We start from the raw sequence: 25,346 nt of genomic DNA on the forward strand, positions 1-25,346 counted from the left end.
GAAGCGGGCCGTGCAGTTTCGCTTTCCAGGTTCTTCGCTTTCGCGTTTTCCCTTTCCGGCGAGTCCGACTCTATCAGATCCTTTCGGGCCTGATTCCCAGTCAGTGGGTTTTGTCTTCCGGGCTGTTGGGCCGTTCCGACGAGTGAGACTTTAGCGGAATCCTGCGCCCCGACGCTAATCGGGGTGCGTTCCTTCGAACGCGGATTCCTCATTTCGCGCAGGCACACGAAAAGGCATGCGACACGAGGTCGCGCGTCTGTCGTGGTTACTGCGGAATGGCTGTCCGGGGACCGACCGGGGTCGGCGCTCACGTCGGACAACTCGGAGCACACTACGGATGTGTCCGGGGTGTGTCAACCCCCGGCCCGTGGTGCCGGTGGCCGGGGGTCGAGGGTGGTCCTGAGCTGGGGATCAGCCGTTGCCGGAGGCCAGTTCGCGGCTGCGGTCGCGGGCCGCTTCCAGGGCGGCGATGAGGGCCGCGCGCACGCCGTGGTTCTCCAGCTCGCGGATCGCGCTGATCGTGGTGCCGGCCGGGCTGGTGACGGCCTCGCGGAGCTTGACCGGGTGTTCGCCGCTGTCGCGGAGCATGACGGCGGCGCCGATGGCGGCCTGGACGATGAGGTCGTGGGCCTGGGCGCGGGGCAGGCCGAGCAGGATGCCCGCGTCGGTCATGGCCTCGACCAGGAAGTAGAAGTAGGCGGGGCCGGAGCCGGAGAGGGCGGTGGCCGCGTCCTGCTGGGACTCCGGGACGCGCAGGGTCTTGCCGACGCCGCCGAAGATCTCCTCGGCGGTGGCGAGGTGCGCGCCGGTGGCGTGGCTGCCCGCCGAGATGACCGACATGCCCTCGTCGACGAGGACCGGGGTGTTGGGCATGACCCGGACGACCGGGGTGTCCGGGGTGAGCCGGTCCTCGATGAACGTCGTGGTGATGCCGGCCGCGGCGCTGATGACCAGACGGTCGGCGGTGACGTGCGGGGCGAGTTCGTCCAGGAGCTTGCCCATGTCCTGCGGCTTGACCGCGAGGATGAGGATGTCGGCGTTCTTGGCCGCCTCCGCGTTGGTGACGGACTCGACCCCGTACCGCGTGTGCAGTTCCCGGGCCCGGTCGCCGCGGCGGGTGGTCACCAGGAGGTCGGCCGGTCGCCAGCCCGCCCGGATCATCCCGCTGAGCAGGGCCTCACCGATCTTGCCGGTGCCGAGGACTGCGACTGTCTGGGTCATGCGTTCACCCTCCGGGCGGTGCTGGGCTGTGCTCTCCCCGTCATCCTCGCATCGGGTTCTCACGGTGTACGGCGGCGGAGGGTGATCGCGCCGAGGCAGAGGACCAGGAGGGCGCTGCCCGCGACCACGGCGATGTCGCGGACGAAGTCGCCGGTGATGTCGGGGTGGTGGAGGACCTGGTTCATGCCGTCGACGGCGTACGACATGGGCAGGACGTTCGAGATCGCCTCCAGGGCGGGGTGCATCGCCTCGCGCGGGGTGAACAGGCCGCACAGCAGGAGCTGGGGGAAGATCACCGCCGGCATGAACTGGACCGCCTGGAACTCGGACGCGGCGAACGCGGAGACGAACAGGCCGAGCGCGGTGCCGAGCAGCGCGTCGAGCAGGGCGACCAGGAGCAGCAGCCACGGCGAGCCGATGACGTCCAGGCCCAGCAGCCAGATGGAGACGGCCGTCGCGAGCGCCGACTGGAGAGCCGCGACCGCGCCGAACGCGAGGGCGTAGCCCGCGATCAGGTCGCCCTTGCCGAGCGGGAGGGCGAGAAGGCGTTCCAGGGTGCCCGAGGTGCGTTCGCGCAGGGTCGCGATCGAGGTCACCAGGAACATCGTGATCAGCGGGAAGATGCCGAGGAGGGAGGCCCCGATGGAGTCGAAGGTGTCGGGGCCGCCGTCGAAGACGTAACGGAGCAGGGTGATCAGCAGGACCGGGACGATCACCAGGAGCGCGATGGTGCGGGGGTCGTGCGTCAGCTGGCGCAGGACCCTGCCCGCGGTGGCGGTCGTCCGGGACGGGGTGAGCGGGCGGGCCGGGGCGGCTCCGCTCGTGGGCAGGGCCGGGCTGGGGGCGGTGGCGGTCATCGGTACGCCTCCTCGGTGAGGGGTGCGGCTGCGTCGACCAGGCGGAGGAACGCCTCCTCGACCGTGGCCGTGCCGGTGCGGTGGCGCAGGGCGTCCGGGGTGTCCTCGGCGAGGATCCGGCCGTCGCGCATCAGGAGCAGGCGGTGGCAGCGTTCGGCCTCGTCCATGACGTGGGAGGAGATGAGGAGCGCGGTGCCCCGGTCGGCGGCCAGGCGGTGGAAGAGGTCCCAGAGGTCCCGGCGGAGTACGGGGTCGAGCCCGACGGTCGGTTCGTCCAGGACCAGCAGGTCCGGGGTGCCGAGGAGGGCGACGGCCAGCGAGACGCGGCTGCGCTGGCCGCCGGAGAGCGCGCCGGCGAGGGCGTCGGCACGGGTGGTCAGGTCGACGTCGTCGATGGCGCGGGTGACGGCGTCGCGGCGGGCGTCCCGGTGGGCGCGGCCGGGGTGCAGGACGGCGGCGAAGTAGTCGAGGTTCTGCCGGACGGTGAGGTCGGTGAAGACGGAGGGCGCCTGGGTGACGTAGCCGATGCGGGGGCGCAGGGCCGGGTCCCCGGCGGGGTGGCCCAGGACGTCGAGGGTGCCGGTCACCTTGGCCTGGGTGCCGACCACCGCGCGCATGAGGGTGGTCTTGCCGCAGCCCGAGGGGCCGAGGAGGCCGGTGATGCTGCCGGGTCGGACGGTGAAGTCGAGTGCGCGCAGGACGGTGCGGTCGCCCCGGACGACGGTGAGGCCGCGGGCTTCGATCGCCGGGTCCGGCGGTGGGGGTGGGGGCGGAGGCGCGTCCGGGGCCGGGTGCGTCGTGGGGGCGGTCGGCGCCGACCCGGGTTCGTTATTCATCATGTGATGAATTCTTCGCCTGACAAGGCCGCCCGTCAAGAGGGAGGAGAGGAGGGGTGGGGTGGGAATGACTCGGCCCGCCGACGCGGGGTCGGCGGGCCGATTCGTGGGTGCGTGCGGTGGGGCTTCGGTTCTCAGCCGCGCTTCGGGCGCTTGCGGCCCGACGCCTTGCGGGCCGCCGGGTTGCCGGTGCGGGTCGAACGGCGCTTCTCGAACTGGGCGCGGGCCTTCTCGTACTCGGTGCGGCGCAGCTTCTCGCCCGGTGCCTCGGTGAGCGAGCGGACGAAGTAGGCGAGGAGCGAGCCGATGAAACCGATGGACTTCAGGCCGCGCAGGGAGTCTTCGCGGGCCGGGTCCCTGGGGCGGGCGCCGAAGCCCTCCCAGGTCTTGCGGAACGCGATGGCGCTGCACACGGAGAACATCGCGATGACCAGAATCCCGACGAAGCTCCCGACCTCCGCGATCTCCAGGCCCTCGTAGGCGAAGCGCAGGACGAAGCAGGCGGCCACCGCGGCGGCCAGGGAGCCGACGGCGGCGCCGGCGCGGCGGAGCCCGTAACCGCCGTCGTGGTCGACCCACGTCGTGCCGAAGAAGCGGATGGGCTCGGGCTGCGGGCCCGGGGGCGTGGCCGCGGAGATGCCGCCGGAGGGTGTTCCTCCGGTGGGCGGGGTGCCGGGGGCTGCGCTGTTCTCGCTCACGGGGTCGATTATCCCCGTTGCCCCCGGCCCTGCGGGTGGGCCCGTCAGTCGCAGCGCGGTGCGATGTAGCCGTCACGCCCCGTGTAGACGTAGGCGTCCGCGACGAACTGGCCGTTGGCGATGTTGTCCCAGAGGTTCGACGTGCCGTACGGGCCCGTGACCCGCTCCCCCGGCTTCTGGCAGTAGATCGGGATCTTCTGGTCGTACGGCAGGGTCCTGACGATGCGGTAGCTGGTACCCGGTCCGGTGCGGACGTTGACCCGGTGGCCCGGGGCGATCGGGTAGCGGGTGCCGGACGCGGTGGTCTCCACCGCGAGCTCCGCCGTCGCCGAACCCTCGGCCGCCGCCGGTTCCTGGGTGTGCTCTTCAACGCCCATGTGGGCCTCCCCCGTTGAGAATCGCGTACGCGCGGCGCGTACGACGCGCAGGCTAGCAAGCGCCGTGCTTCTCGCACGCACCATCGACTAGGCTCCGTGCGTCGCATGCGCACGAACACACGGGGGTGGGCGATGCCGCCGCTGCGAGAGCCCGGAGCGCATCCGGAAGCGGAGTTTCCGCAGTACGCCGGCGCCTACCGCCTCGAAGCCTGTCTCGGCTCGGGCGGCATGGGGGTCGTGCATCTGGCGCGCTCGGCCTCGGGGATGCAGCTCGCGGTGAAGGTCGTGCACGCACCGTACGCGGCGGATCCCGAGTTCAGGGCGCGGTTCCGGCAGGAAGTGGCGGCCGCGCGGCGGGTGAGCGGGGCGTTCACCGCGCCCGTCGTCGACGCCGATCCGGAGGCCGGCCGGCCCTGGATGGCCACTCTCTACGTTCCCGGGCCCACGCTCGCCGAGCAGGTGAAGCGGAACGGCCCGATGGCCCCCGCCGAGCTGCGCAGGCTGACCGCCGGGCTGGCCGAGGCGCTGCGGGACATCCATCGGGCGGGCGTGATCCACCGCGACCTCAAGCCGAGCAACGTGCTGCTGACCGACGGGGGCCCCAAGGTCATCGACTTCGGGATCTCCCGCCCGTACGACAGTGATCTGCGCACCGAGACCGGCAAGCTGATCGGCTCGCCGCCCTATATGGCTCCCGAGCAGTTCCAGCGGCCGCGCGAGGTGGGGCCGCCGGTCGACGTGTTCGCGCTGGGGGCCGTGATCGTCCACGCGGCGACGGGCCGGGGTCCGTTCGACTCGGACAGCCCGTACATCGTGGCGTACCAGGTGGTGCACGATCAGCCGGATCTGGGCGGAGTGCCGGAGGACCTCGCCCCGTTGGTCGCCCGGTGCCTGGCGAAGGACCCGGACGACCGGCCGACGCCGGACGAGGTGATGGCGGCGCTGCTGCCCCCGTCGTACGAGGCCAAGGCGTTCGTACCGGCGCGGCGGCGGGCGGTGGTCGCGGCGGCGGTGCCGGACGGGGAGCGGGCCGGTTCGGAGGAGCACACGCATGTGGGGGCCGCGCCTCCGGTCCGCCGCCGGCGGCTGCCGCGGGCCCGGCTGATCGTCGCGGTGGCGGTGCTCCTGCTGGTGGCGGGTGCGGGCGCCGGGGCGTACGCCGTGTGGGGCGGCGCTGCGGAGACGGACCGGCCGGGGCCGGAAGCGGAGCCGGAAGCGGGCGGTCCGAAGGGCGGGGACGACGGGGCCGGGGGCGTCACTCCTTGGCGTACCGGACTGCGGACCGCCGGCAGCGCCACGCCCGTCTGTTCCACCGCCGGTGCGGGCGGCGCGCTCTACTGCTCGGTGGCCGGGACCGGCACGGTCAGGATCGACCCGGCGGACGGGCGGGTGCTGTGGTCGGCCCGGTCCTCCTCGACCGGGGACGCCCACGCTCCGGTGGTCTCGGGCGCGGTGGTGCTGGCCGGCGGCCCGGACGGGAAGCTGCGCGCCCTCGACCCGGTGAAGGGGACCGCCGTCCGGGACACCGCGCTGTCCGCGAGCCCCGGCGGGGCGTTCCCGGCGGGCGACACCCTGCTGGCCGTCGCGGAGGACGGCACGGTGACGGCGCTGGACGGGGCGAGCGGGACGGACCGCTGGCAGAAGCCGCTGGCGCGGCACACGCGGCCCGACTTCGCGCTGTACGACGGGGCGTCCGGGCTCGCCTACGCCTTCGAGCACGCGCCCTCCGGCGCCTCCACCCTCGTCACGGCGGTGGACGCTGTCAGTGGCCAGGCGGCCTGGCAGCGGCGGCTGGACGGGGTGCTCACCCCGGTCGGCACCGCGGGGGCCGGGGAGCTGGTACTGACGGCGATGGACGAGAACTCGGACACCGCCGAGCTCGTCCGGTACGCGCCCGGGTCCGGCGCGGCCGACCGTATCGCGCTGCCTTTCACGCTGGACGGGCCGCAGGTGGCGATGGCTGGGGATGTCGCGTACCTGCTGGCGCGGGGCGGATCGCTGCTGGCCGTCGACACCGCGGCGAGCGGTGCGGAGGCGGAGCTGTGGCGGCTGGAGACGGGGGTCGGGCGGGCTTCCGCCCCGGTGCTCGGGGAGGGCGGCCACCTGTACTTCTCCGCCGCGGACGGGCGGCTGCTGGCCGTCGACACGGGCCGGGGGGCGCTGGTGGGGCAGACCCGGGCCCGGTTGAGCGGGGGGAAGCTGACGTACGCGTCCGATCTGCCCGCGCCGGTGGTGGCGGGGCGGGCGGTGGTGGGGACGGCTCCGGACGGGTCGGTGTTCGCGGTGGACGGGGCGGATCCGGGCGGCTGGTGAGGGCCGCCCGGGTCCGGGTCCGGCACCGGGTTCCCGGGGCCCCGCGCCGGACCCCGCTCCTCCATCGCCGGAGGGGCTGACAGGGGTCACCCGGAGCCACCGGGGGGACCCGGAGGCGGCTCCGGGTGCGGAGGTGCCCGGTGCCCCCCGGGAAGGTACCCGGAGCCGCCCCGGGAAGGCCCGCCGAGCCGGTGGGGTGGAAGGTCAGCCGAGCTTGGAGATGTCGCGGACCGCGCCGCGGTCGGCGCTCGTCGCCATCGCGGCGTAGGCGCGCAGCGCGGCCGAGACCTTGCGCTCGCGGTTCTTCGGCGCGTACACCCCGTTCAACGCCTCGCGGCGGGTGGCCAGCTCGGCGTCGTCGACGAGCAGCTCGATGGAGCGGTTCGGGATGTCGATGCGGATCCGGTCACCGTCCTCGACCAGCGCGATGGTGCCGCCGGAGGCCGCCTCGGGCGAGGCGTGGCCGATGGAGAGGCCCGACGTACCGCCGGAGAAGCGGCCGTCGGTGACCAGCGCGCAGACCTTGCCCAGGCCCCGGCCCTTGAGGAAGGAGGTGGGGTAGAGCATCTCCTGCATGCCGGGGCCGCCGCGCGGGCCCTCGTACCGGATGACGACGACGTCGCCCGGCTCGATCTCCTTGCGGAGGATCTTGTCGACGGCCTCGTCCTGCGACTCGCAGACGACGGCCGGGCCCTCGAAGGTCCAGATCGACTCGTCGACGCCGGCCGTCTTCACGACACAGCCGTCCACCGCGAGGTTGCCCTTGAGGACGGCGAGGCCGCCGTCCTTGGAGTAGGCGTGCTCGACGTCGCGGATGCAGCCGCCCGCCGCGTCCAGGTCGAGGGTGTCCCACCGCTCCGACTGCGAGAAGGCGGTCGCGGAGCGGACGCAGCCGGGGGCGGCGTGCCACATCTCGACGGCCTCGGGGGACGGGGAGCCGCCGCGCACGTCCCAGTTCTTCAGCCACTCGGCGAGGGTGTCGGAGTGCACCGAGTGGACGTCCTCGTTGAGCAGACCGCCGCGGTGCAGCTCGCCGAGGAGGGCGGGGATGCCGCCGGCCCGGTGGACGTCCTCCATGTAGTACGTGCCGCCGGGGGCGACGTTGGGGGCGACCTTGGCGAGGCACGGCACGCGGCGCGAGACCTCGTTGATGTCGTCGAGGTCGTACGCCAGCTGCGCCTCCTCGGCGGCGGCCAGCAGGTGCAGGATCGTGTTGGTGGAGCCGCCCATGGCGATGTCCAGCGCCATCGCGTTGTCGAACGCGGCGCGGGTGCCGATGGCGCGCGGCAGGACCGTCTCGTCGTCCTGCTCGTAGTAGCGCTTGGTGATCTCGACGACCGTGCGGCCGGCCTCCTCGTACAGCGCCTTGCGGGCGGTGTGCGTGGCGAGGACGGAGCCGTTGCCGGGGAGGGAGAGGCCGAGGACCTCGGTCAGGCAGTTCATCGAGTTGGCGGTGAACATGCCGGAACAGCTGCCGCAGGTGGGGCAGGCGTTCTCCTCGATACGCAGGATGTCCTCGTCGGAGATGGACTCGTCGACCGCGTCGCTGATCGCGTTGACCAGGTCGAGTTTTCGCACGGTGCCGTCGACGAGGGTGGCCTTGCCGGCCTCCATCGGGCCGCCGGAGACGAAGACGGTCGGGATGTTGAGGCGCATGGCGGCCATCAGCATGCCCGGGGTGATCTTGTCGCAGTTGGAGATGCAGATCAGCGCGTCCGCGCAGTGCGCCTCGACCATGTACTCGACGGAGTCGGCGATCAGGTCGCGGGAGGGCAGGCTGTAGAGCATGCCGCCGTGGCCCATCGCGATGCCGTCGTCCACGGCGATGGTGTTGAACTCGCGCGGGACCGCGCCCGCCGCCTGGATCGCCTCGGAGACGATCCGGCCGACCGGGGCGAGGTGGGTGTGGCCGGGGACGAACTCGGTGAACGAGTTGGCGACCGCGATGATCGGCTTGCCGATGTCCGCGCTCGCTACGCCCGACGCGCGCATAAGGGCGCGCGCGCCCGCCATGTTGCGTCCGTGGGTGACCGTGCGGGACCTCAGCTGGGGCATCGTCGCTCGCTCCTTCGGCAGGGGGTACTGCCTCCGACAGTTAGGAAAAGACTGTCTTCGAGCGTACGCCCCGGATCCAAGATCTGGACAGGCCGTCCGGAATGCGGGACGTGGTGGTCGGTGGGTGGTCATCCCCCGCCGGTGAGCGCTCGGGCCCGGGCCCGCTTCAGCCCTCGCCCAAGTATCTCTGGAGCGTGGGGGCGACCATCGCCACGATGTCCTCCGGGTCGGCGGAGGCGAGCGGCTCGGCGCGGACCACGTACCGGAGCATCGCGATGCCGAGCATGTGCGAGGCGGCCAATTCGGCGCGGAAGGTGGGGTCCGGCACGTCCAGCTCGGCCGCGACCCGTTCCAGCAGCCGCCGCAGCACGAAGTCACGCAGGACGTTCGCCGCGGCCTCGTGGGTGACCGCCGAGCGCAGGATCGCCAGGAGGGGCGTACGGGTGCCCGGGTCCTCCCACACGGAGAGGAAGAACCGCGCCAGCCGCTCCCCCATGCTCTCCGGCGGGCCGCCGAGCACGGCGGGCAGGACCAGGGCGGGCTCGAAGGTGACCTCGATGGCGGCGGCGAAGACCTCGTCCTTCGTACCGAAGTAGTGGTGGACGAGGGCCGCGTCGACCCCGGCGGCCTTGGCGATGCCCCGGATCGACGTCTTGTCGTAGCCGCGCTCCGCGAACTCCGTGCGGGCCGCCTCCAGGATGCGCGTACGGGCGTCGGGGCCTTCGGCGGCGGCCTTGCGGGAGGGGCGGCCCCGGCGACGCGGGGCGGGAGCGTCCTCGGTCACGGGCGGTGGATCGGGCTCCCCGGCCACGGGCCGCCGGTCGGGCTCCTCGGTCACGGGCGGTGGATCTTCGCGGACGGGTCGGCGGCGACGGAGGCGGTGGCCAGGTGGAGGCGGGTGAAGGCCAGCGCCTCGGCGAGGTCGGCCTCACGTTCGGCGGAGGACATCGCGCGACGGGTGTTGACCTCGATGACGACATGGCCGTCGAACGACGTACGGGCCAGGCGCTCCAGCAGCTCCGCGCACGGCTGGTCGCCCCGGCCGGGCACCAGGTGCTCGTCCTTGGCCGAGCCCTTGCCGTCGGCGAGGTGGACGTGGGCGAGCCGGTCGCCCATCCGGTCCACCATGGTGAGCGCCTCGGTGCGGGCGGTCGCGGTGTGCGAGAGGTCGACCGTGAAGTGCCGGTAGTCGTCGTTGGTGACGTCCCAGTCGGGGGCGTACGCGAGCATCTCGCGGTCCCGGTAGCGCCAGGGGTACATGTTCTCGACGGCGAACCGGACGTCCGTCTCGTCCGCCATCCGCCAGATCCCGGTCACGAAGTCCTTGGCGTAGTTGCGCTGCCACCGGAACGGGGGGTGCACCACGACGGTGGAGGCGCCGAGCTTCTCGGCGGCGGCCTTCGCCCGCTGGAGCTTGATCCACGGGTCGGTGGACCAGACGCGCTGGGTGATCAGGAGGCAGGGGGCGTGCACCGCGAGGATCGGAACCCGGTGGTGGTCGGAGAGCCGGCGCAGGGCCTCGATGTCCTGGCTGACGGGGTCGGTCCAGACCATGACCTCGACGCCGTCGTACCCCAGGCGCGCGGCGATCTCGAAGGCCGTCGCGGTGGACTCGGGGTAGACCGAGGCCGTTGACAGGGCGACCTTCGCATCGGGGATGCGCACCACTGGTTCTGCCACCTGGACAGCGTACGGGCAGTGATGCGCCACTCCGAGAGGTCCTGGCCGAAAGTGATCAGGGCCATGGGCCCGTGACCGAACGTCACCGGCGCGGCGCTTCCCGTGCCGCCGAGCGGCGGGCACCGGCGTCGCATCCCGTCCGCCGGAGGCCGGCCGCGGGAACCGCGTCCCGGTCCGCCGCAGGTCGGGCACGGGCAGTGCGGCCCGGTCCGCCGGAGGTCGGCGGTCGCCGTGCACCCGTCCGCCGTACGTCAGCCGGGCAGGGCGGCCTGTTTCGCCGGGAGGTGGTCCAGGCGGCGCAGGATGACGCCCTCGCGCAGGGCCCAGGGACAGATCTCCAGCTCCCCGACGCCGAACAGGTCCATCGCGCCCTCGGCCACGAGCGCCCCGGCGAGCAGTTGCGCGGCCCGGCCCTCGGAGACTCCGGGGAGCCTGCCGCGCTCCTCGACGGTCATCGCCGCCAGCTTGGGGACCCAGTCCTCCAGCGCCTTGCGGGTCAGCGAGCGCTGGACGTACAGGCCCTCGGTGGAGCGGGCGGCTCCGGCGATCCGGGCGAGCTGCTTGAAGGTCTTGGAGGTGGCGACGACGTGGTCGGGGCGGCCGGCCCGGCTGAACTCGCCCACCGTCCGCGCGATGCTGGCCCGTACGTGCCGGCGCAACGCCCTGACCTGCTCCGGGTCGGCCGGGTCGTCCGGCAGCCAGGTGCCGGTGAGGCGGCCCGCGCCGAGCGGCAGGGAGACGGCGGTGTCGGGCTCCTCGTCGATGCCGAAGGCGATCTCCAGGGAGCCGCCGCCGATGTCCAGGACGAGCAGCTTCCCCGCCGACCAGCCGAACCAGCGGCGGGCGGCCAGGAAGGTCAGCCGGGCCTCCTCCTCGCCGCTGAGGACGGCGAGGTCCACGCCGGTCTCCATCCGCACGCGCTCCAGCACCTGGTCCGCGTTGGTCGCCTCGCGCACCGCGGAGGTGGCGAAGGCCAGCACGTCCTCGCACCCCTTGTCCTCGGCGGCCTGGACCGCCCCGGCGATCGTCGCGACGAGCCGGTCCACGCCGAGCGGGCCGATCGCTCCGGTCCCGTCGAGGAGTTCGGCGAGCCGGAGCTCGGCCTTGTGCGAGTGCGCGGGCAGCGGGCGGGCGCCGGGGTGGGCGTCTACCACCAGCAGATGAACCGTGTTCGATCCCACGTCGAGGACTCCGAGTCTCATACGGGAACGCTACTGCGCCATCGGACTTACTCTGGGCGCGTGCCAAAGACGAAAAAGGCTAAGCAGGACAAAGCCACGAAGAAGCCGAAGTCGAACAAGCAGGCGTCACAGCCGGAGGCGAACGGACCGGACCCGTCCGACGAGAAGGGCATCGACTTCGCGCGGGCCTGGGTGGAGTTCCCCGACCCGGCCGACGACGAACAGGTCTTCCGCTGCGATCTCACCTGGCTGACCTCCCGCTGGACCTGCATCTTCGGCAGCGGCTGCCAGGGCATCCAGGCGGGCCGCGCCGACGACGGCTGCTGCACGCTGGGCGCCCACTTCTCCGACGAGGACGACGAGAAGCGGGTCGCCGAGAACGTGGCACGGCTCACCCCCGAGCTGTGGCAGTTCCACGACGTCGGCACGGAGACGGGCTGGGTCGGCGTCGACGAGGACGGCGAGCGGCAGACGCGCCGCTGGGAGGGCTCCTGCATCTTCCAGAACCGTCCGGGATTCGCCGCCGGGGCGGGCTGCTCGCTGCACATCCTGGCGCTGCGGGAGGGCAAGGAGCCCCTGGAGACCAAGCCGGACGTGTGCTGGCAGCTGCCGGTGCGACGGACGTACGACTGGATCGACCGGCCCGACGACACCCGGGTGCTCCAGGTGACGATCGGGGAGTACGACCGCCGGGGCTGGGGTCCGGGCGGCCACGACCTGCACTGGTGGTGCACCTCGGCCACCTCGGCGCACGGGGCCGGTGACCCGGTGTACGTGTCCTACCGCCCGGAGCTGATCGAGCTGATGGGCAAGGAGGGCTACGACCGGCTGGTCGAGCTGTGCGAGGAGCGGCTGTCCTCGCTGCTGCCGATGGCCCCGCACCCGGCGGACCCGCCGCTTCCCGCGCCTTCGAAGAAGCGCTGAGACCGGCCCCGGCGGGCCCGGTCGTCCTGCTCAGCCCGTCGGGGCCGGGTCGGTGGGGTCCGTCGGCGCCGGGTCGGTCGGGTCGGTCGGGTCCGGCGTCGGTTCGGGCGGGTCCGTGGGGTCGGGCGGATCGGTCGGGTCCGGCGGGTCCGTGGGGTCGGTCGGGCCCGGTCCCGGGTCGGTGGGACCGGGGTCGGTCGGGCCCGGGTCGGTGGGGCCGGGATCCGTCGGGCCCGGATCGGTCGGCCCGGGGTCCGTGGTGCCCGGGTCCGTGGGGCGGGGCGAGCCCGTTCCGGGGCGGGTGGGGCGCGGGCCGCCCGTCGTCGGGGCGGTGCCCCCGTGACCGTCGATGAGTACGGCGGAACCCGAGGGGGTCAGCGAGACCCTGGCCCGCCACGGCCCGGCCGGCTGCGCGTCCCGGATCACCGAGACCGCGATCGTGGTGGACTGCCCGGCCGCGAGCGTCCCCGACGTGACGCTGAGGCGCAGCCACGAGGCGTCCGTCGCCGCCGACCAGCTGACCGGCCCCCGTCCGGAGGCGGTCAGCGTGATCGTCGTGACGGCCCCGGAGGTGCGGGCCGTCACCGCCAGCCGGGCGTCGCCCTGGTGCGCGCCCCCGGTGCTGACGACCGCGGCGGTGACGTCCTGGACGCGGGCGCCGAAGCGGTCGCCGGGGCGGCCGTTGCCGGTGTTCTCGGGGTCGTACGGGTCGCCGCTCATGCCGCCGGCGCCGTCCACCTCCGTGGCGGTGACCGAGCCGCCGTCGTGGCCCTCGCCGGTCTGCGGCGCTCCCCGGTAAGCGGCCCACAGGGCGATCACCGGGGCCGCGACCACCGTCGCGACGACCGTGGTCGTCACGACCCGGGCGCGCAGCCGGTCCCGGCGGGCGGCCTGGTCCTTGGGGTCGAGCGGATACCCGGCCCGGTCGAAGCGGGGGCCCGCCGAGCGGGAGCGGTGGGCCTGGGTCATGGCGACGTACACGGAGGGGCGGGGGGCCTCCACGACGGGCAGGGCGGCGACCGGGGCCAAGGCCGCTCCGGGCCAGGGTCCGGCGGCATCCGCCCGCTCGGCGGCACGACGGCAGCGGGGGCAGTCGTCGACGTGCCGGACGAGCTCGCGGCGCAGGGCGGCGGAGAGCAGCACCTGGTGGTCACCGGTGAGCCGGGCGACGGTGGGGCAGTCACCGGCCTCGACGACGGCGAGGGCCGCGCGGGTGCGCTCCACCTCGCAGGCCGCGGCGGCCAGCAGCTCCCGGGCGGTGGCCGTCTCCAGTCCGAGCACGGCGGCGACGGCGCGCGGGGTGAGCCGGTGACGTACGGCCAGTTCGAGGGCTTCGCGCTGCTCCGGGGTGGTGCCCGCGGCCTCGGGCCAGGCGAGCGTGGCGAGCTCCCGGCGGCGGGCCTCGGCGGCCGGTGACTCGGCGGGGGCGGGCGTGGCGGCCTCCTCGGGGGTGGCGGACGAGGTCCACGCGGGGGCGGCCGGCGAGGTGTGCTCCGGGGTGCGCCGGGCGCTGTGCGCCCCCTTGCCGGTCTCGGGAGCCTTGGCCGTACCGGCTTCGGGTGCCTTGGCCGTACGGCTCTCGGAGGCCTTGGCCGTACGGGGCGGCTTGACGGTCCCCGAGGGCCGGCGGTGGGCCTGGCGGCCGCGTCTGCGCTCGGTGAGCGCCCGCAGGCACGTCCACCGGGCCAGTGCGTACAGCCAGGATTTACGTTCCTCCTCGGCCGTGGGGCACCGGGAGTCCTGCCGGTCCGCGATGGCCAGGACGGCGCCGAGCGCTTCGGTGGCCGCGTCGTGATCGCAGAGCACGGAGAGGCAGTACGTGAAGAGTCCGTCGAGATACGGCTCGTAACGTGCGGGCGGTCGCTGTGCCGGGGCGTCGGGTCCTCGGCGGTGCGCCCGGTGTGCGCCGGTGGTGTGCGTCGGGGTCTCCAGCCTGCTGCTCGTCACCCGGCGACCGTAGGCAACGGAGCGCATGCCTCAAGTACCCCTTGAGCACATTTAATCCTTACGAGTGAATGTATCCCTCGAAAGAGTCGTGAAAACGGACAGAGATCACGGATTCATCCCGTAGCGCTCCGGAGTGCTTCCGTGCGCCCTGCGCGCGCAGCGGCGGCGCACGCCGACCGCCCGGGCGGCGTTGTCGTACCCCACCTATACGGTGACGCCATGGCTGCCCGTACGAAATCCGCGAAGGACCGGCCGTCCTACCGCTGCACCGAATGCGGCTGGACCACCGCCAAATGGCTCGGCCGTTGCCCCGAGTGCCAGGCGTGGGGGACGGTCGAGGAGTTCGGCGGCGCCCCCGCCGTGCGCACCACCGCGGCGGGCCGGGTCTCCACGGCCGCGCTGCCGATCGGCCAGGTCGACAGCCGGCAGGCCACCGCCCGCTCGACCGGCGTCGGTGAGCTGGACCGGGTGCTCGGCGGCGGGCTGGTGCCGGGCGCGGTCGTGCTGCTGGCGGGCGAGCCGGGCGTCGGCAAGTCGACGCTGCTGCTGGACGTGGCGGCCAAGGCGGCGAGCGACGACCACCGCACGCTCTATGTGACCGCCGAGGAGTCCGCGAGTCAGGTCCGGATGCGGGCCGACCGGATCCGGGCGATCAACGACCACCTCTACCTCGCGGCGGAGACCGACCTGTCCGCGGTGCTCGGGCATCTGGACGCGGTGAAGCCGTCCCTGCTCGTCCTGGACTCGGTGCAGACGGTGGCCTCGCCCGAGATCGACGGCGCGCCCGGCGGGATGGCCCAGGTCCGGGAGGTCGCCGGAGCGCTGATCCGGGCCTCCAAGGAGCGCGGGATGGCCACGCTGCTGGTCGGCCACGTCACCAAGGACGGCGCGATCGCCGGGCCCCGGCTGCTGGAGCACCTGGTGGACGTGGTGCTGTCCTTCGAGGGCGACCGCCACGCCCGGCTGCGGCTGGTGCGCGGCGTCAAGAACCGTTACGGGGCGACCGACGAGGTCGGCTGCTTCGAGCTGCACGACGAGGGCATCACGGGCCTCGCCGACCCCTCGGGCCTGTTCCTGACCCGTCGCGACGTGGCCGTGCCGGGCACCTGCCTCACCGTGACGCTGGAGGGCAAGCGGCCCCTGGTCGCCGAGGTGCAGGCGCTCACCGTCGACTCGCAGATCCCCTCGCCCCGGCGCACGACCTCCGGTCTGGAGACCTCCCGGGTCTCGATGATGCTCGCCGTGCTGGAGCAGCGCGGCCGGATCACCGCGCTCGGGAAGCGGGACATCTACAGCGCGACGGTGGGCGGCGTGAAGCTCACCGAGCCCGCCGCGGACCTGGCGATCGCGCTCGCGCTGGCCAGCGCGGCCAGCGACACCCCGCTCCCGAAGAACCTGGTCGCGATCGGTGAGGTGGGGCTCGCGGGCGAGGTCAGAAGGGTCACCGGGGTGCAGCGGAGGCTGGCCGAGGCGCATCGCCTGGGCTTCACCCACGCCCTGGTCCCGACCGATCCGGGCAAGGTCCCGGCCGGTATGAAGGTCACGGAAGTCGCCGACATGGGCGACGCTCTGCGGGTCCTCCCGCGCCGGTCTCGTCAAGAGGCGCCGCAGCCTCGTCAGGAAGACAACGCGCGCCGGTAGACTTTGCCCTGGTCTCGCCCGCCCGTGGACACGGCATGGGGGACGCAAGGGCACCGCAAACCTGTGACCGGAGGAGTGCAGTGGCAGCCAACGACCGGGCGACGACGCCCGGAAAGTCCGGCCAAGGCACCGGTAACGAGGCGCTGATGCGCGCCTCGCTGAGCGCGGTCGCGCCCGGAATGGCCCTGCGGGACGGCCTGGAGCGCATTCTCCGCGGCAATACCGGTGGCCTGATCGTGCTGGGCATGGACAAGACCGTCGAGTCGATGTGCACCGGCGGATTCGTGCTGGACGTGGAGTTCACGGCGACGCGCCTGCGGGAGCTGTGCAAGCTCGACGGGGCGCTGATCCTGGACAAGGACATGACCAAGATCCTGCGGGCCGGCGTGCAGCTGGTCCCGGACGCCTCGATCCACACGGAGGAGACGGGCACCCGTCACCGCACGGCGGACCGGGTCTCCAAGGCGTGCGGCTTCCCCGTCGTCTCGGTCTCCCAGTCGATGCGCCTGATCGCGCTGTACGTGGACGGGGAGCGAAGGGTCCTGGAGGAGTCCTCCGCGATCCTGTCCCGGGCCAATCAGGCGCTCGCCACGCTGGAGCGGTACAAGCTGCGCCTCGACGAGGTGGCGGGCACGCTGTCCGCGCTGGAGATCGAGGACCTGGTCACCGTCCGGGACGTGACGGCGGTGGCGCAGCGGCTGGAGATGGTGCGGCGGATCGCCACGGAGATCGCGGAGTACGTGGTCGAGCTCGGCACCGACGGACGGCTGCTCTCCCTCCAGCTGGACGAGCTGATCGCCGGGGTGGAGCCGGAGCGGGAGCTGGTGGTCCGGGACTACGTCCCCGAGCCGACGGCGAAACGGTCGCGCACGGTGGCCGAGGCGCTGACGGAGCTGGACGCGCTGAGCCACACGGAGCTGCTGGAGCTGCCGGTGGTGGCGCGGGCGCTGGGCTACAGCGGCTCGCCGGAGACGCTGGACTCGGCGGTCTCCCCGCGCGGCTTCCGGCTGCTGGCGAAGGTGCCGCGGCTGCCGGGGGCGATCATCGAGCGGCTGGTGGAGCACTTCGGGGGGCTGCAGAAGCTGCTCGCGGCGAGCGTGGACGATCTCCAGACGGTGGACGGCGTGGGCGAGGCCCGGGCCCGCAGCGTCCGCGAGGGGCTTTCGCGGTTGGCGGAGTCGTCGATCCTGGAACGGTACGTCTGAGGTCGGTCCGCGTCTTTTGAGCCCGTCCGGCGACCACCACAGCCCGTCCGGCGACCACCACAGCCCGTCCGGCGACCACCCAGCCCGTCCGGCGTTTGAGGACGGAACCCTCGGGCCGGGGCGGGCTCTGCTCTTACGGGCTGGCCCGGACACGTAGATGCCACGCCCGTCCGCGTGAACGGTTCCGTCCTCAAGCGCCGGACAGGCTGGGTTTTCGGGCCCACCCGACCCCTTGAGCGCATCGCCCGTCCGCGTGAACGGTTCCGTCCTCAAGCGCCGGACGGGCTGGAGATGCCCGGCCCGCGAGCGCATCGCCCGTCCGCGTCGACGGTTCCGTCCTCAAGCGCCGGACGGGCTGGGAGGGGTCAGTCCTTCGCCAGGACGAACGAGGCTCGCTGGATCGGTTCGCCGGGGGCCTTCGCCTCCAGGAGGTACGTTCCCGGGCCGGCCTTGCCCGCCGGCGGAGTCGCACAGCCCGGCGCGGACTGGGTGCGGTTCCAGTCCACCGCGTGGACCACCGTCGCGCCCGCCGGGACCTTCAGGAACAGCGGGCCGGCCGCGGCGGGGCAGTCCTTCGAGGACCAGATCGGATCGTCGTCCTCGCCCCCGGCCTCGGTGACCGTGAGGACCGCGTTCTTCGGCCCGAAGTCGGCCTTGCACGTGGCCGACGACGAGTTCTTCGCGACCAGTTCGAACTTCGGCTTGTCGTCGGGGCCGTAGCTGACCTTCGTCCGCAGGCTCAACTGCACGGCCGCGGGCTTGCACTCGGGGAGCGGGGAGCCCGCCGGGACCTGCTGGCCCGCCGTGCCGCCGCCGCCCGATCCGGCGGTACCCGCACCGGAGGAGTCCGCACCGCCCGTGTCCGTACCGACTGTTGACGCCCCGTCGGACGAACCGCCGTCGCTCTCGCCACCGGAGGACTCGCCGGCGCCGCCCGAGCCGCCGGAGCCGCCCTCGTCGTCCGACTCGTCGCGGCCGCCCGGCTGTTGGCTGATCGCGGGTCCGGAGCTGCCCGGCCCGGGGGTGATCGACTCGACCGGGTCGGAGCCGCCCCGCTTGCCGTCGTCGCGGCTTCCCCCACCGCCTCCGGACGTCACGGCCCAGGCGATCAACACGGCGAGCAGCGCAACCAGAAGTCCCGCTACCGCCCTTCGTCGCCAGTAGATGCTGGAGGGAAGCGGACCGACCGGATTGCGCATAGATCCCACGGCCCGAACTCTACGAGAGATCCGGGCCGACTCCGGCCTCACCCGCCGCTCCGCTCACAAGTTTTGCCGATCATCATCACGGGAGGGGCGTCGCGAGCCGGTCACAGGGGACAGAACGGGTGGCGTTGTCACCTCCTGGGCCGCCGCGCGGGCCGACACCCCCGCTCCCGTGACGCCCGCCCCGCCTTCCGTGCCAGGATCGTCAGTGCCATGACTGCCATGACTTCGACTTCACCCCAGACGCCCCCCGCCGCCGCCTCCCTCCACACCCCCGTCATCGGGTGGTTCGAGCAGCATGCCCGCGATCTGCCCTGGCGCCGCCCCGAAGCGGGCGCCTGGGGCGTGATGGTCAGCGAGTTCATGCTGCAGCAGACCCCGGTGAGCCGGGTCCTCCCGGTGTACGAGCAGTGGCTCGCCCGCTGGCCCCGCCCCGCCGACCTGGCCGCCGAGGCGCCCGGTGAGGCGGTCCGCGCCTGGGGCCGGCTCGGTTACCCGCGCCGTGCGCTGCGGCTGCACGGGGCCGCGCAGGCGATAACGGAACGGCACGGCGGCGATGTGCCGAGCGAGCACGCCCAGCTGCTGGCGCTGCCCGGGATCGGCGAGTACACGGCGGCGGCCGTGGCCTCGTTCGCGTACGGACAGCGGCACGCGGTGCTCGACACGAACGTCCGCCGGGTGTTCGCCCGCGCCGCGACCGGGGTCCAGTACCCGCCGAACGCGACGACGGCCGCCGAGCGCAAGCTCGCGCGGGCGCTGCTGCCCGAGGAGGACGAGCGGGCGGCGCGCTGGGCGGCGGCCACCATGGAGCTGGGCGCCCTCGTGTGCACCGCGCGCAACGAGGACTGCGACCGGTGCCCGATCGCCTCGCGGTGTGCCTGGCGGCTGGCCGGGAAGCCCGCGCACCAGGGACCGCCGCGCAAGGGGCAGACGTACGCCGGTACCGACCGCCAGGTGCGCGGGCGGCTGCTGGCGGTGTTGCGGGACGCGGTGAACCCCGTCACCCAGGCGGCGCTGGACGCGGTGTGGGAGGAGCCGGTGCAGCGGGCCCGTGCGCTGGACGGGCTGGTGGCCGACGGTCTCGTCGAGCCGCTGGCCGACGGCCGGTACCGGCTGCCGCTGACCTGATCCCCCACATCCCCGGAGCACTGGTCCCCCGCACCGCCGGAGCCCCGGCGGTGCGCTGTTACACAACCGATGGACAGCCGTGCACCGGCCTACGGCTGCTCCGCACACCGCCGTGACAACGCCTCCGTAGCGTCTTCGACAGCAGGACGGCCGGACCGCGGAACACCCGCGGCCCGGCGGTACACGGGGATGTTCGGGGACGGAGGCGGTTGTCATGGCGCAGGGCGAGGTGCTCGCGTTCGAGGACTACGTACGCACACGGCAGGACGCGCTGCTGCGCAGTGCACGTCGTCTGGTCCCGGACCCGGTGGATGCCCAGGATCTGCTGCAGACCGCCCTGGTGCGCACGTACGGCCGCTGGGACGGCATCGCCGACAAGTCCCTGGCCGACGCCTATCTGCGCCGCGTCATGATCAACACCCGTACGGAGTGGTGGCGGGCGCGCAAGCTCGAAGAGGTCCCGACCGAGCAGCTGCCCGACGCGAGCGTCGACGACGGCAGCGAGCAGCGCGCCGACCGCGCCCTCCTCATGGACATCCTCGGGATTCTGGCTCCGAAGCAGCGCAGCGTCGTCGTGCTGCGACACTGGGAGCAGATGAGCACGGAGGAGACGGCCGCGGCGCTCGGCATGTCGGCCGGTACGGTCAAGAGCACGCTGCACCGGGCCTTGGCGCGACTGCGCCAGGAGCTGGAGAGCCGAGAGCTGGACAGTCGCGAGGCGGTCGCCCGGGAGACCGGGAGCCACCGGAGCGCGGCACCGGTCACCTCCGCGCGTGTCCCCGCCCAGCGGTCGCCGCTCACATCGGTGCCGGGGGCGAGGGCGCACACACCGGCGCAGCGCAACGGGCGTCACGACGAGCGGGGGATGGAGCGGTGCGCGGCCTGAGCGGCAGCAGCGGCGGCGGGGGCGGCGGCTTCGGGGGCGACGTCCCGGGCGGCCCTTCCGGGAGCGGCTCGTCCTTGAGCGGTCCAGGTGGCTCGGACGACGGCGAGGGCCCGGCCAGATCGGGCCGAAGGCGCGGCTTCCGGAGCGGTATGGCGGCGAGTGGCACGGCCTTGGCCGGACTCGTCGCCTTCGGGCTGTTCGGCGTCGGCTGCTCGACGGGCGGCACCGGCACCCGCGACGAGGGTCCCGCCGGCAGTCAGCCGGTCGCCCAGATCACCCCGCAGCCCCGCCCCTCCGGCACGACCCCGCCCGTCCGGCGGGTCGACGCCGTGCGGCTCCTCAAGGGCGATCCCAAGGTGGGGGGCCAGGTCAGGGACGGGCTCAAGCCCTGCGCGGGCGAGGCCTACCCGGTCGACACCTCCTACGGGTCGATGACCGGCGGCCGGTCCGCCGACGTGGTCGTCAACGTGATGAGCTGCGCCGACTCGGTGGGCGTCGGAACGTATGTGTACCGGGCGGACGACGACGGCTCGTACAAGAACGTCTTCGCGGCCGAGGTGCCCGCCGTCTACGGAACGATCGACCGGGGCGACCTGGTGGTGACGACCCAGGTCTACGGGTCGAAGGATCCGCTGGCGTACCCGTCCGGCTCGGAAGTGGTCACCTACCGTTGGGCGAGCGACCGCTTCACCGAGCACGACCGGGTGCACAACGACTTCAGCCGTGCCGTCGAGGGCACGGACGGCGACCTGCCGGTGCAGTCGGAGCCGGAGGAGCCGGCGCCGGCGGACGAGCCGGCGGAGCCGGACAGGAATTGACGCCGGCGGGGAACCGACGCCGGGCAGGAGCGTAGTCGTGCCGGTGGTACCGGGCGGGAACGGAAAGCGAGAAGCAGTCCCATGGCCGAGACCCACGTCCTCTTCGTCGAGGACGACGACGTCATCCGCGAGGCCACTCAGCTCGCCCTGGAGCGGGTCGGCTTCACGGTCACCGCGATGCCCGACGGGCTCTCCGGTCTGGAGGCGTTCCGCGCCGACCGGCCGGACATCGCCCTGCTCGACGTGATGGTGCCGGGCCTGGACGGGGTGAGCCTGTGCCGCCGTATCCGGGACGAGTCGACCGTACCGGTGATCATGCTCTCCGCGCGGGCCGACTCGATCGACGTGGTGCTCGGGCTGGAGGCCGGAGCCGACGACTACGTCACCAAGCCCTTCGACGGGGCGGTCCTGGTCGCCCGCATCCGGGCGGTGCTGCGCCGCTTCGGCCACGCGGCCGGGCCGGACGGCGCCGGCCAGGGCGGTACGGAGGGGGACGGGGAGGCGCTCGGCGGGGTGCTGGTCTTCGGTGACCTGGAGGTCGACACGGACGGCATGGAGGTGCGGCGCGCGGGTGAGCAGGTGGCGCTGACGCCCACCGAGATGCGACTGCTGCTGGAGTTCTCGTCCGCGCCGGGCACGGTCCTGTCCCGCGACAGGCTCCTGGAGCGGGTCTGGGACTACGGCTGGGGCGGTGACACCCGGGTCGTGGACGTCCACGTCCAGCGGCTGCGCACCAAGATCGGCCAGGACCGGATCGACACGGTCCGCGGCTTCGGCTACAAGCTGCGCGGCTGATGCGGGCGTGAAGCGGCTGGTGGGACACGGATGAAGAAGCGTCGTGCGGGGATACGGCGGCCGGTGAGGCGCCGATGAAGCGACTCGCCCTGCGGACCGGTGTCCGCTGGAAGATCAGCATCGCCATCGCGGCGGTCGGCGCGCTCATCGCGGTGGCGCTGAGCCTCGTGGTGCACAACGCCGCCCGCGTCTCGATGATCGAGAACGCCCGCGAGGTGCAGCTGGAGCGGCTGCTGGGCGCCCAGCGCTTCTACGAGGCGACGAGCATGCAGAAGGGCGGGCCGAAGTTCGGGGCGAAGCTCAACGACCCGACGATCCCGCCGACCCTGCGCGACGAGGTCCGCAAGAACCGCCGGGCCACCCATGTGGAACAGGGGGCCGACGGGGTCCCCGAGGTCTGGGCGGCGGTGCCGCTGGCGGGCGGCGACGTGCTCTCGCTGCAGACCCGGTTCGCGGACCGTTCCGCCACGATCATGGACGACCTGGACCGGGCCCTGATCATCGGCTCGGTCTCGGTGGTCTTCGGCGGCTGCGCGCTCGGGGTGCTCATCGGCGGCCAGCTCTCGCGCCGGCTGCGCCAGGCGGCGGCCGCGGCGGTCCGGGTCGCCCAGGGGCAGACGGACGTACGGGTCGGGGAGGCCGTCGGCGGGGTCGTCCGCGACGAGACGGATGAGCTGGCGCGGGCGGTCGACGCGCTGACCGACGCGCTGAACGAGCGGATCGAGGCGGAGCGCCGGGTCACCGCGGACATCGCCCATGAGCTGCGTACCCCGGTGACCGGGCTGCTCACGGCGGCCGAGCTGCTGCCGCCGGGCCGCCCCACGGAGCTGGTACGGGACCGGGCCCAGGCGATGCGCACGCTGGTCGAGGACGTCCTGGAGGTGGCCCGCCTGGACAGTGCGTCGGAGCGGGCGGAGCTCCAGGAGCTGCCGCTCGGCGAGTTCGTCAGCCGCCGGATCGGGCTGCTGGACCCCGATGTGACCGTACGGGTGGTGCACGAGTCGTGGGTCTCCACCGATCCGCGCCGGCTGGAGCGCATCCTCGGCAATCTGCTGGGGAACGCCGCCAAGCACGGCTCCACCCCGGTGGAGGTCACGGTCGAGGGCCGGGTGGTGCGGGTCCGCGACCACGGTCCGGGCTTCCCGGAGGAGCTGCTGCGGGACGGGCCGAGCCGGTTCCGTACCGGAAGCATGGACCGGGCCGGGCACGGGCACGGTCTCGGCCTGACGATCGCGGCGGGCCAGGCGCGGGTGCTCGGGGCCCGGCTGACCTTCCGCAACGCGGCGCCCTCGGGTGCGGCGGAGGGCACGGGCGGGGCGATCGCGGTGCTGTGGCTGCCGGAGCACGCGCCGACGGTGACGGGGAGCTTCCCGGTGCTGCGGATGGCGGACCAGCGGCAGCCGTCGGACTGAGCGGCGCGCACCTGTCCGGCAGCGCGACTGACCTGCGGGCCGGCCCGGCGGTGTGCGGAAGAACGCCGACGGCGACCCCGAGGAGTGAGCCGTGAGGCTGTCCTCGACGTCGCCGTCGGTCGGGTGACCCGGGCGCACGCCCCGGGTACCGGGGTGTAACGGGTCCACTGAACTCTCTTCGGTTGTGCTGCGCGGCCGGGCGCCGGGCTCCGGCTGACGCCGGGGGTCGGTGCCGTCGGGCCGCGCGGTTACGCCGGCCGGATCAGATGGAGACGTGCACCGAGCGGAGGAACGCGGCCGGGTTCAGCGCCGAGCCGTAGTTCGGGCTGGTGCGGATCTCGAAGTGCAGGTGCGGGCCGCTGGAGTTTCCGGTGTTGCCGGACAGCGCGATCTTCTCGCCCGTCTTGACCTGCTCGCCGATCGTCACGTTGACCTTCGACAGGTGCGCGTACTGCGAGTACTTGCCGTTGGAGTGCTTGATCACGATGGCGTTGCCGTACGCGGGGCCGTCGCCGGCGCCGTTCGGGCCGGCCTTCACGACGGTGCCGGTGTGGGCGGCCGTGACCGGGGTGCCGATCGGCACGGCGAAGTCCTGGCCGGAGTGCTTGGCGGCCCAGCGGGCGCCACCGGTGCCGTAGCTGGCGGTCAGCTTGTACTTCTTGACCGGGGTCTTCCAGGAGGCGGCGTTCTTCTTCGCGGCCTTCTTCTTGTCCTCGGCCTTCTTCTTGGCGTCGGAGGCCTTCTTCGCGGCCGCCTTCTTGGCCGCGTCGGCCGCCTTGCCCTGCGCGGCCGCCTGTGCGGCGACGGAGTCGGCGGTCGTGCTCGCGGCGAGGGGAGCAGCGGCGGCCTCGGTGCCGCCGGAGGCGAACGCCGTTCCGGCACCCAGCACCACGGACGCCCCCAGGCCGGCGGCCAGGACGGCGCCACGGACGCGGAAGGCGGACGGGCGGATGGTATGCAGGTTCGTTGCGCGCTTCATACGAGGAAGTCCTCCGAAGGTGAGTGGACCCGGCGTGCTGTCCGGGCTTGCTCCACCTTGGTAACCCGCACCCCCGCCGGTGCTCAAACACCCCATCTACGAAGAAAAGCCGTAGGAGAGGCCAGGGGAATTGGCCGGAGTTGTCCCTCCGGAGGAGCCGTCGCAGGCCACGAAATCCTTCGCGCGAAAGGGGTTTAACGCCTGTTCCATGGGGACTTTTCCGGACATGGCACCGCGAAACGGCCGTATCGCCCAGAACATCGGAAGGGCCTGCCGAGGCCGGGCCGAAGGTCCCGCGGCCGGTCTCGGCCCCTTCTACTGGCCCGGGTAGTAGGCCTGTTTCGGCCTGTGCGCCTTGTCACCGCCGGTGGGACCTAGGTCCTTCCGATTCGGGACCTTCGGCCTGCTACTTCACTACGCTGACGGGAAAGCGGCACCGCACCCCGGGGGACCCCATGACAGCCGAGAACACCAGCGCACTGGACGGCATCGAGCTCGCGGACGCCGTCGCGTCCATCCGCAACCAGCTCATCGACGCGGCGACCCGGGCCACGGACCACCCGGTCTCCTTCGCGGTCGGCGACATCCAGATGGAGTTCACCCTCGAACTGCGCCGGGAGGCGAAGGCGGGCGGCAAGGTGAAGGCCTGGGTGGTCGAGGCGGGCGCGGACGCCGCCCGCACCAAGGGCCGCACGCACAAGGTGGCCTTCACCCTGACCCCGCGCAACGCTGCGACGGGCGAGGCGTGGGAGATCGGGACCGAGGACGACGGGTCGACGGCGGGGTTCGGTGACCGGGCCGGGCAGCCGTGATCGCGTTGTCCCTGGCCGAACGCACGGTGGTCGTCACCGCGATCCAGCAGGGCAGCGGCGTCCTGCTCACCGACCGGCTGGTCCTCACCTGCGCCCACGTGGTCAAGTCGGGCTCCGTCCACATCGCCCACCCGGCTCTGCCGGACCGGATACGGGCCACCGTCGCCTGGATCGACTACCGACTGGACGTCGCCCTGCTGGAGGCCCTGGAGCCGGTGCGCCCGGTCCCGCCCGTGCGGCTCGGCGTGATCGACACCCGCCAGGCGATACCCGGCTGCGAGATCACCGGCTTCCCGCGCGTCCAGCGCTACGGCCCCGACCGGCGGCTGGAGGCGGACCAGTACACGGCGACGGTCCTGCCCGTGGCGGGCCAGGT

22 protein-coding genes and 1 pseudogene are annotated in these 25,346 nt (G+C 73.2%); 11 read left to right on the forward strand and 12 right to left on the reverse strand.

The window, feature by feature from the left end; genetic code table 11:
* Positions 1 to 411: 411 nt before the first annotated feature.
* The 5 genes from proC to ACFWRV_RS22720 all read right to left on the reverse strand — a co-directional run bounded on the left by proC (position 412) and on the right by ACFWRV_RS22720 (position 3,989).
* A complete protein-coding gene (gene proC, locus ACFWRV_RS22700) occupies positions 412 to 1,221 on the reverse strand; it encodes a pyrroline-5-carboxylate reductase (RefSeq protein WP_384337318.1) in 810 nt (269 codons plus the stop codon).
* Positions 1,222 to 1,280: 59 nt separating this feature from the next.
* Positions 1,281 to 2,078, reverse strand: a complete 798-nt coding sequence (locus ACFWRV_RS22705; RefSeq protein WP_384337320.1) for an ABC transporter permease — start codon at positions 2,076 to 2,078, stop codon at positions 1,281 to 1,283.
* The gene (locus tag ACFWRV_RS22710) at positions 2,075 to 2,917 is read right to left on the reverse strand and encodes an ABC transporter ATP-binding protein (protein ID WP_384337322.1); all 843 of its coding nucleotides are present in this window, start codon (positions 2,915 to 2,917) and stop codon (positions 2,075 to 2,077) included. Before ACFWRV_RS22710 ends, ACFWRV_RS22705 begins: the two co-directional genes overlap by 4 nt.
* A 131-nt stretch (positions 2,918 to 3,048) precedes the next feature.
* Positions 3,049 to 3,612: a hypothetical protein gene (locus ACFWRV_RS22715; RefSeq protein ID WP_384337324.1), complete on the reverse strand. Its 564-nt coding sequence runs from the start codon at positions 3,610 to 3,612 to the stop codon at positions 3,049 to 3,051.
* 44 nt (positions 3,613 to 3,656) lie between these two features.
* A complete protein-coding gene (locus ACFWRV_RS22720) occupies positions 3,657 to 3,989 on the reverse strand; it encodes an SH3 domain-containing protein (protein ID WP_384337326.1) in 333 nt (110 codons plus the stop codon).
* A gap of 132 nt (positions 3,990 to 4,121) precedes the next feature.
* Here ACFWRV_RS22720 and ACFWRV_RS22725 point away from each other — a divergent pair, with 132 nt between their 5' ends.
* Positions 4,122 to 6,302 carry a protein kinase gene (locus tag ACFWRV_RS22725; RefSeq protein ID WP_384337446.1) on the forward strand — a complete coding sequence of 727 codons (2,181 nt, stop codon included), beginning with the start codon at positions 4,122 to 4,124 and terminating at the stop codon, positions 6,300 to 6,302.
* Between the two features lie 204 nt (positions 6,303 to 6,506).
* On the opposite strand, the gene ilvD is transcribed toward ACFWRV_RS22725, so the two are convergent.
* The 4 genes from ilvD to ACFWRV_RS22745 all read right to left on the reverse strand — a co-directional run bounded on the left by ilvD (position 6,507) and on the right by ACFWRV_RS22745 (position 11,239).
* On the reverse strand, positions 6,507 to 8,357 hold the full coding sequence (gene ilvD, locus ACFWRV_RS22730; RefSeq protein WP_384337328.1) for a dihydroxy-acid dehydratase: 1,851 nt from the start codon (positions 8,355 to 8,357) through the stop codon (positions 6,507 to 6,509).
* A 166-nt stretch (positions 8,358 to 8,523) separates the two neighbouring features.
* A complete protein-coding gene (locus ACFWRV_RS22735) occupies positions 8,524 to 9,141 on the reverse strand; it encodes a TetR family transcriptional regulator (protein WP_384337448.1) in 618 nt (205 codons plus the stop codon).
* Positions 9,142 to 9,191: 50 nt separating this feature from the next.
* Entirely contained in the window at positions 9,192 to 10,025 is an 834-nt protein-coding gene (locus ACFWRV_RS22740) for a sugar phosphate isomerase/epimerase family protein (protein ID WP_384337450.1), read from the reverse strand.
* A 263-nt stretch (positions 10,026 to 10,288) separates the two neighbouring features.
* Positions 10,289 to 11,239, reverse strand: coding sequence for a Ppx/GppA family phosphatase (locus ACFWRV_RS22745; RefSeq protein WP_384337330.1), 951 nt, complete (start codon positions 11,237 to 11,239; stop codon positions 10,289 to 10,291).
* Positions 11,240 to 11,278: 39 nt separating this feature from the next.
* Between ACFWRV_RS22745 and ACFWRV_RS22750 the strand changes: the two genes are divergently transcribed.
* On the forward strand, positions 11,279 to 12,142 hold the full coding sequence (locus ACFWRV_RS22750) for a hypothetical protein (RefSeq protein WP_384337332.1): 864 nt from the start codon (positions 11,279 to 11,281) through the stop codon (positions 12,140 to 12,142).
* Between the two features lie 30 nt (positions 12,143 to 12,172).
* On the opposite strand, the gene ACFWRV_RS22755 is transcribed toward ACFWRV_RS22750, so the two are convergent.
* Entirely contained in the window at positions 12,173 to 14,116 is a 1,944-nt protein-coding gene (locus ACFWRV_RS22755; protein ID WP_384337334.1) for a hypothetical protein, read from the reverse strand.
* A 192-nt stretch (positions 14,117 to 14,308) separates the two neighbouring features.
* On the opposite strand from ACFWRV_RS22755, the gene radA reads away from it, so the two are divergent.
* Together radA and disA are read left to right on the forward strand one after the other, a co-directional pair.
* Positions 14,309 to 15,730, forward strand: coding sequence for a DNA repair protein RadA (radA, locus tag ACFWRV_RS22760; RefSeq protein WP_384337336.1), 1,422 nt, complete (start codon positions 14,309 to 14,311; stop codon positions 15,728 to 15,730).
* Positions 15,731 to 15,810: 80 nt separating this feature from the next.
* On the forward strand, positions 15,811 to 16,935 hold the full coding sequence (gene disA, locus ACFWRV_RS22765; RefSeq protein WP_003968311.1) for a DNA integrity scanning diadenylate cyclase DisA: 1,125 nt from the start codon (positions 15,811 to 15,813) through the stop codon (positions 16,933 to 16,935).
* 365 nt (positions 16,936 to 17,300) lie between these two features.
* On the opposite strand, the gene ACFWRV_RS22770 is transcribed toward disA, so the two are convergent.
* Positions 17,301 to 18,050 (reverse strand): hypothetical protein, encoded by a 750-nt coding sequence (locus ACFWRV_RS22770; protein WP_384337338.1) that lies wholly within the window; start codon positions 18,048 to 18,050, stop codon positions 17,301 to 17,303.
* Positions 18,051 to 18,353: 303 nt separating this feature from the next.
* Between ACFWRV_RS22770 and ACFWRV_RS22775 the strand changes: the two genes are divergently transcribed.
* The 5 genes from ACFWRV_RS22775 (at position 18,354) to cseC (ending at position 23,179) form a co-directional block, all read left to right on the forward strand.
* Positions 18,354 to 19,268 carry an A/G-specific adenine glycosylase gene (locus ACFWRV_RS22775; protein ID WP_384337340.1) on the forward strand — a complete coding sequence of 305 codons (915 nt, stop codon included), beginning with the start codon at positions 18,354 to 18,356 and terminating at the stop codon, positions 19,266 to 19,268.
* Between the two features lie 214 nt (positions 19,269 to 19,482).
* Complete coding sequence (locus ACFWRV_RS22780; protein ID WP_384337342.1) at positions 19,483 to 20,154, forward strand: SigE family RNA polymerase sigma factor; 672 nt, start codon at positions 19,483 to 19,485, stop codon at positions 20,152 to 20,154.
* Between the two features lie 149 nt (positions 20,155 to 20,303).
* On the forward strand, positions 20,304 to 20,972 hold the full coding sequence (locus tag ACFWRV_RS22785) for a hypothetical protein (RefSeq protein ID WP_384337344.1): 669 nt from the start codon (positions 20,304 to 20,306) through the stop codon (positions 20,970 to 20,972).
* A gap of 81 nt (positions 20,973 to 21,053) precedes the next feature.
* The gene (cseB, locus tag ACFWRV_RS22790; RefSeq protein WP_384337346.1) at positions 21,054 to 21,767 is read left to right on the forward strand and encodes a two-component system response regulator CseB; all 714 of its coding nucleotides are present in this window, start codon (positions 21,054 to 21,056) and stop codon (positions 21,765 to 21,767) included.
* A 74-nt stretch (positions 21,768 to 21,841) separates the two neighbouring features.
* Positions 21,842 to 23,179: a two-component system sensor histidine kinase CseC gene (gene cseC / locus ACFWRV_RS22795; protein ID WP_384337348.1), complete on the forward strand. Its 1,338-nt coding sequence runs from the start codon at positions 21,842 to 21,844 to the stop codon at positions 23,177 to 23,179.
* Between the two features lie 262 nt (positions 23,180 to 23,441).
* Here the strand turns inward: cseC and ACFWRV_RS22800 are convergent, their stop codons facing one another.
* The gene (locus ACFWRV_RS22800; RefSeq protein ID WP_384337350.1) at positions 23,442 to 24,158 is read right to left on the reverse strand and encodes a M23 family metallopeptidase; all 717 of its coding nucleotides are present in this window, start codon (positions 24,156 to 24,158) and stop codon (positions 23,442 to 23,444) included.
* Positions 24,159 to 24,613: 455 nt separating this feature from the next.
* On the opposite strand from ACFWRV_RS22800, the gene ACFWRV_RS22805 reads away from it, so the two are divergent.
* The gene (locus ACFWRV_RS22805) at positions 24,614 to 24,970 is read left to right on the forward strand and encodes a trypco2 family protein (protein WP_384337352.1); all 357 of its coding nucleotides are present in this window, start codon (positions 24,614 to 24,616) and stop codon (positions 24,968 to 24,970) included.
* 98 nt (positions 24,971 to 25,068) lie between these two features.
* Positions 25,069 to 25,185 (forward strand): annotated as a pseudogene (locus ACFWRV_RS22810) (hypothetical protein); the annotation flags it as partial.
* Positions 25,186 to 25,346: the final 161 nt, after the last annotated feature.

Source organism: Streptomyces sp. NPDC058576 (assembly GCF_042718715.1).
Classification (GTDB): Bacteria; Actinomycetota; Actinomycetes; order Streptomycetales; family Streptomycetaceae; genus Streptomyces.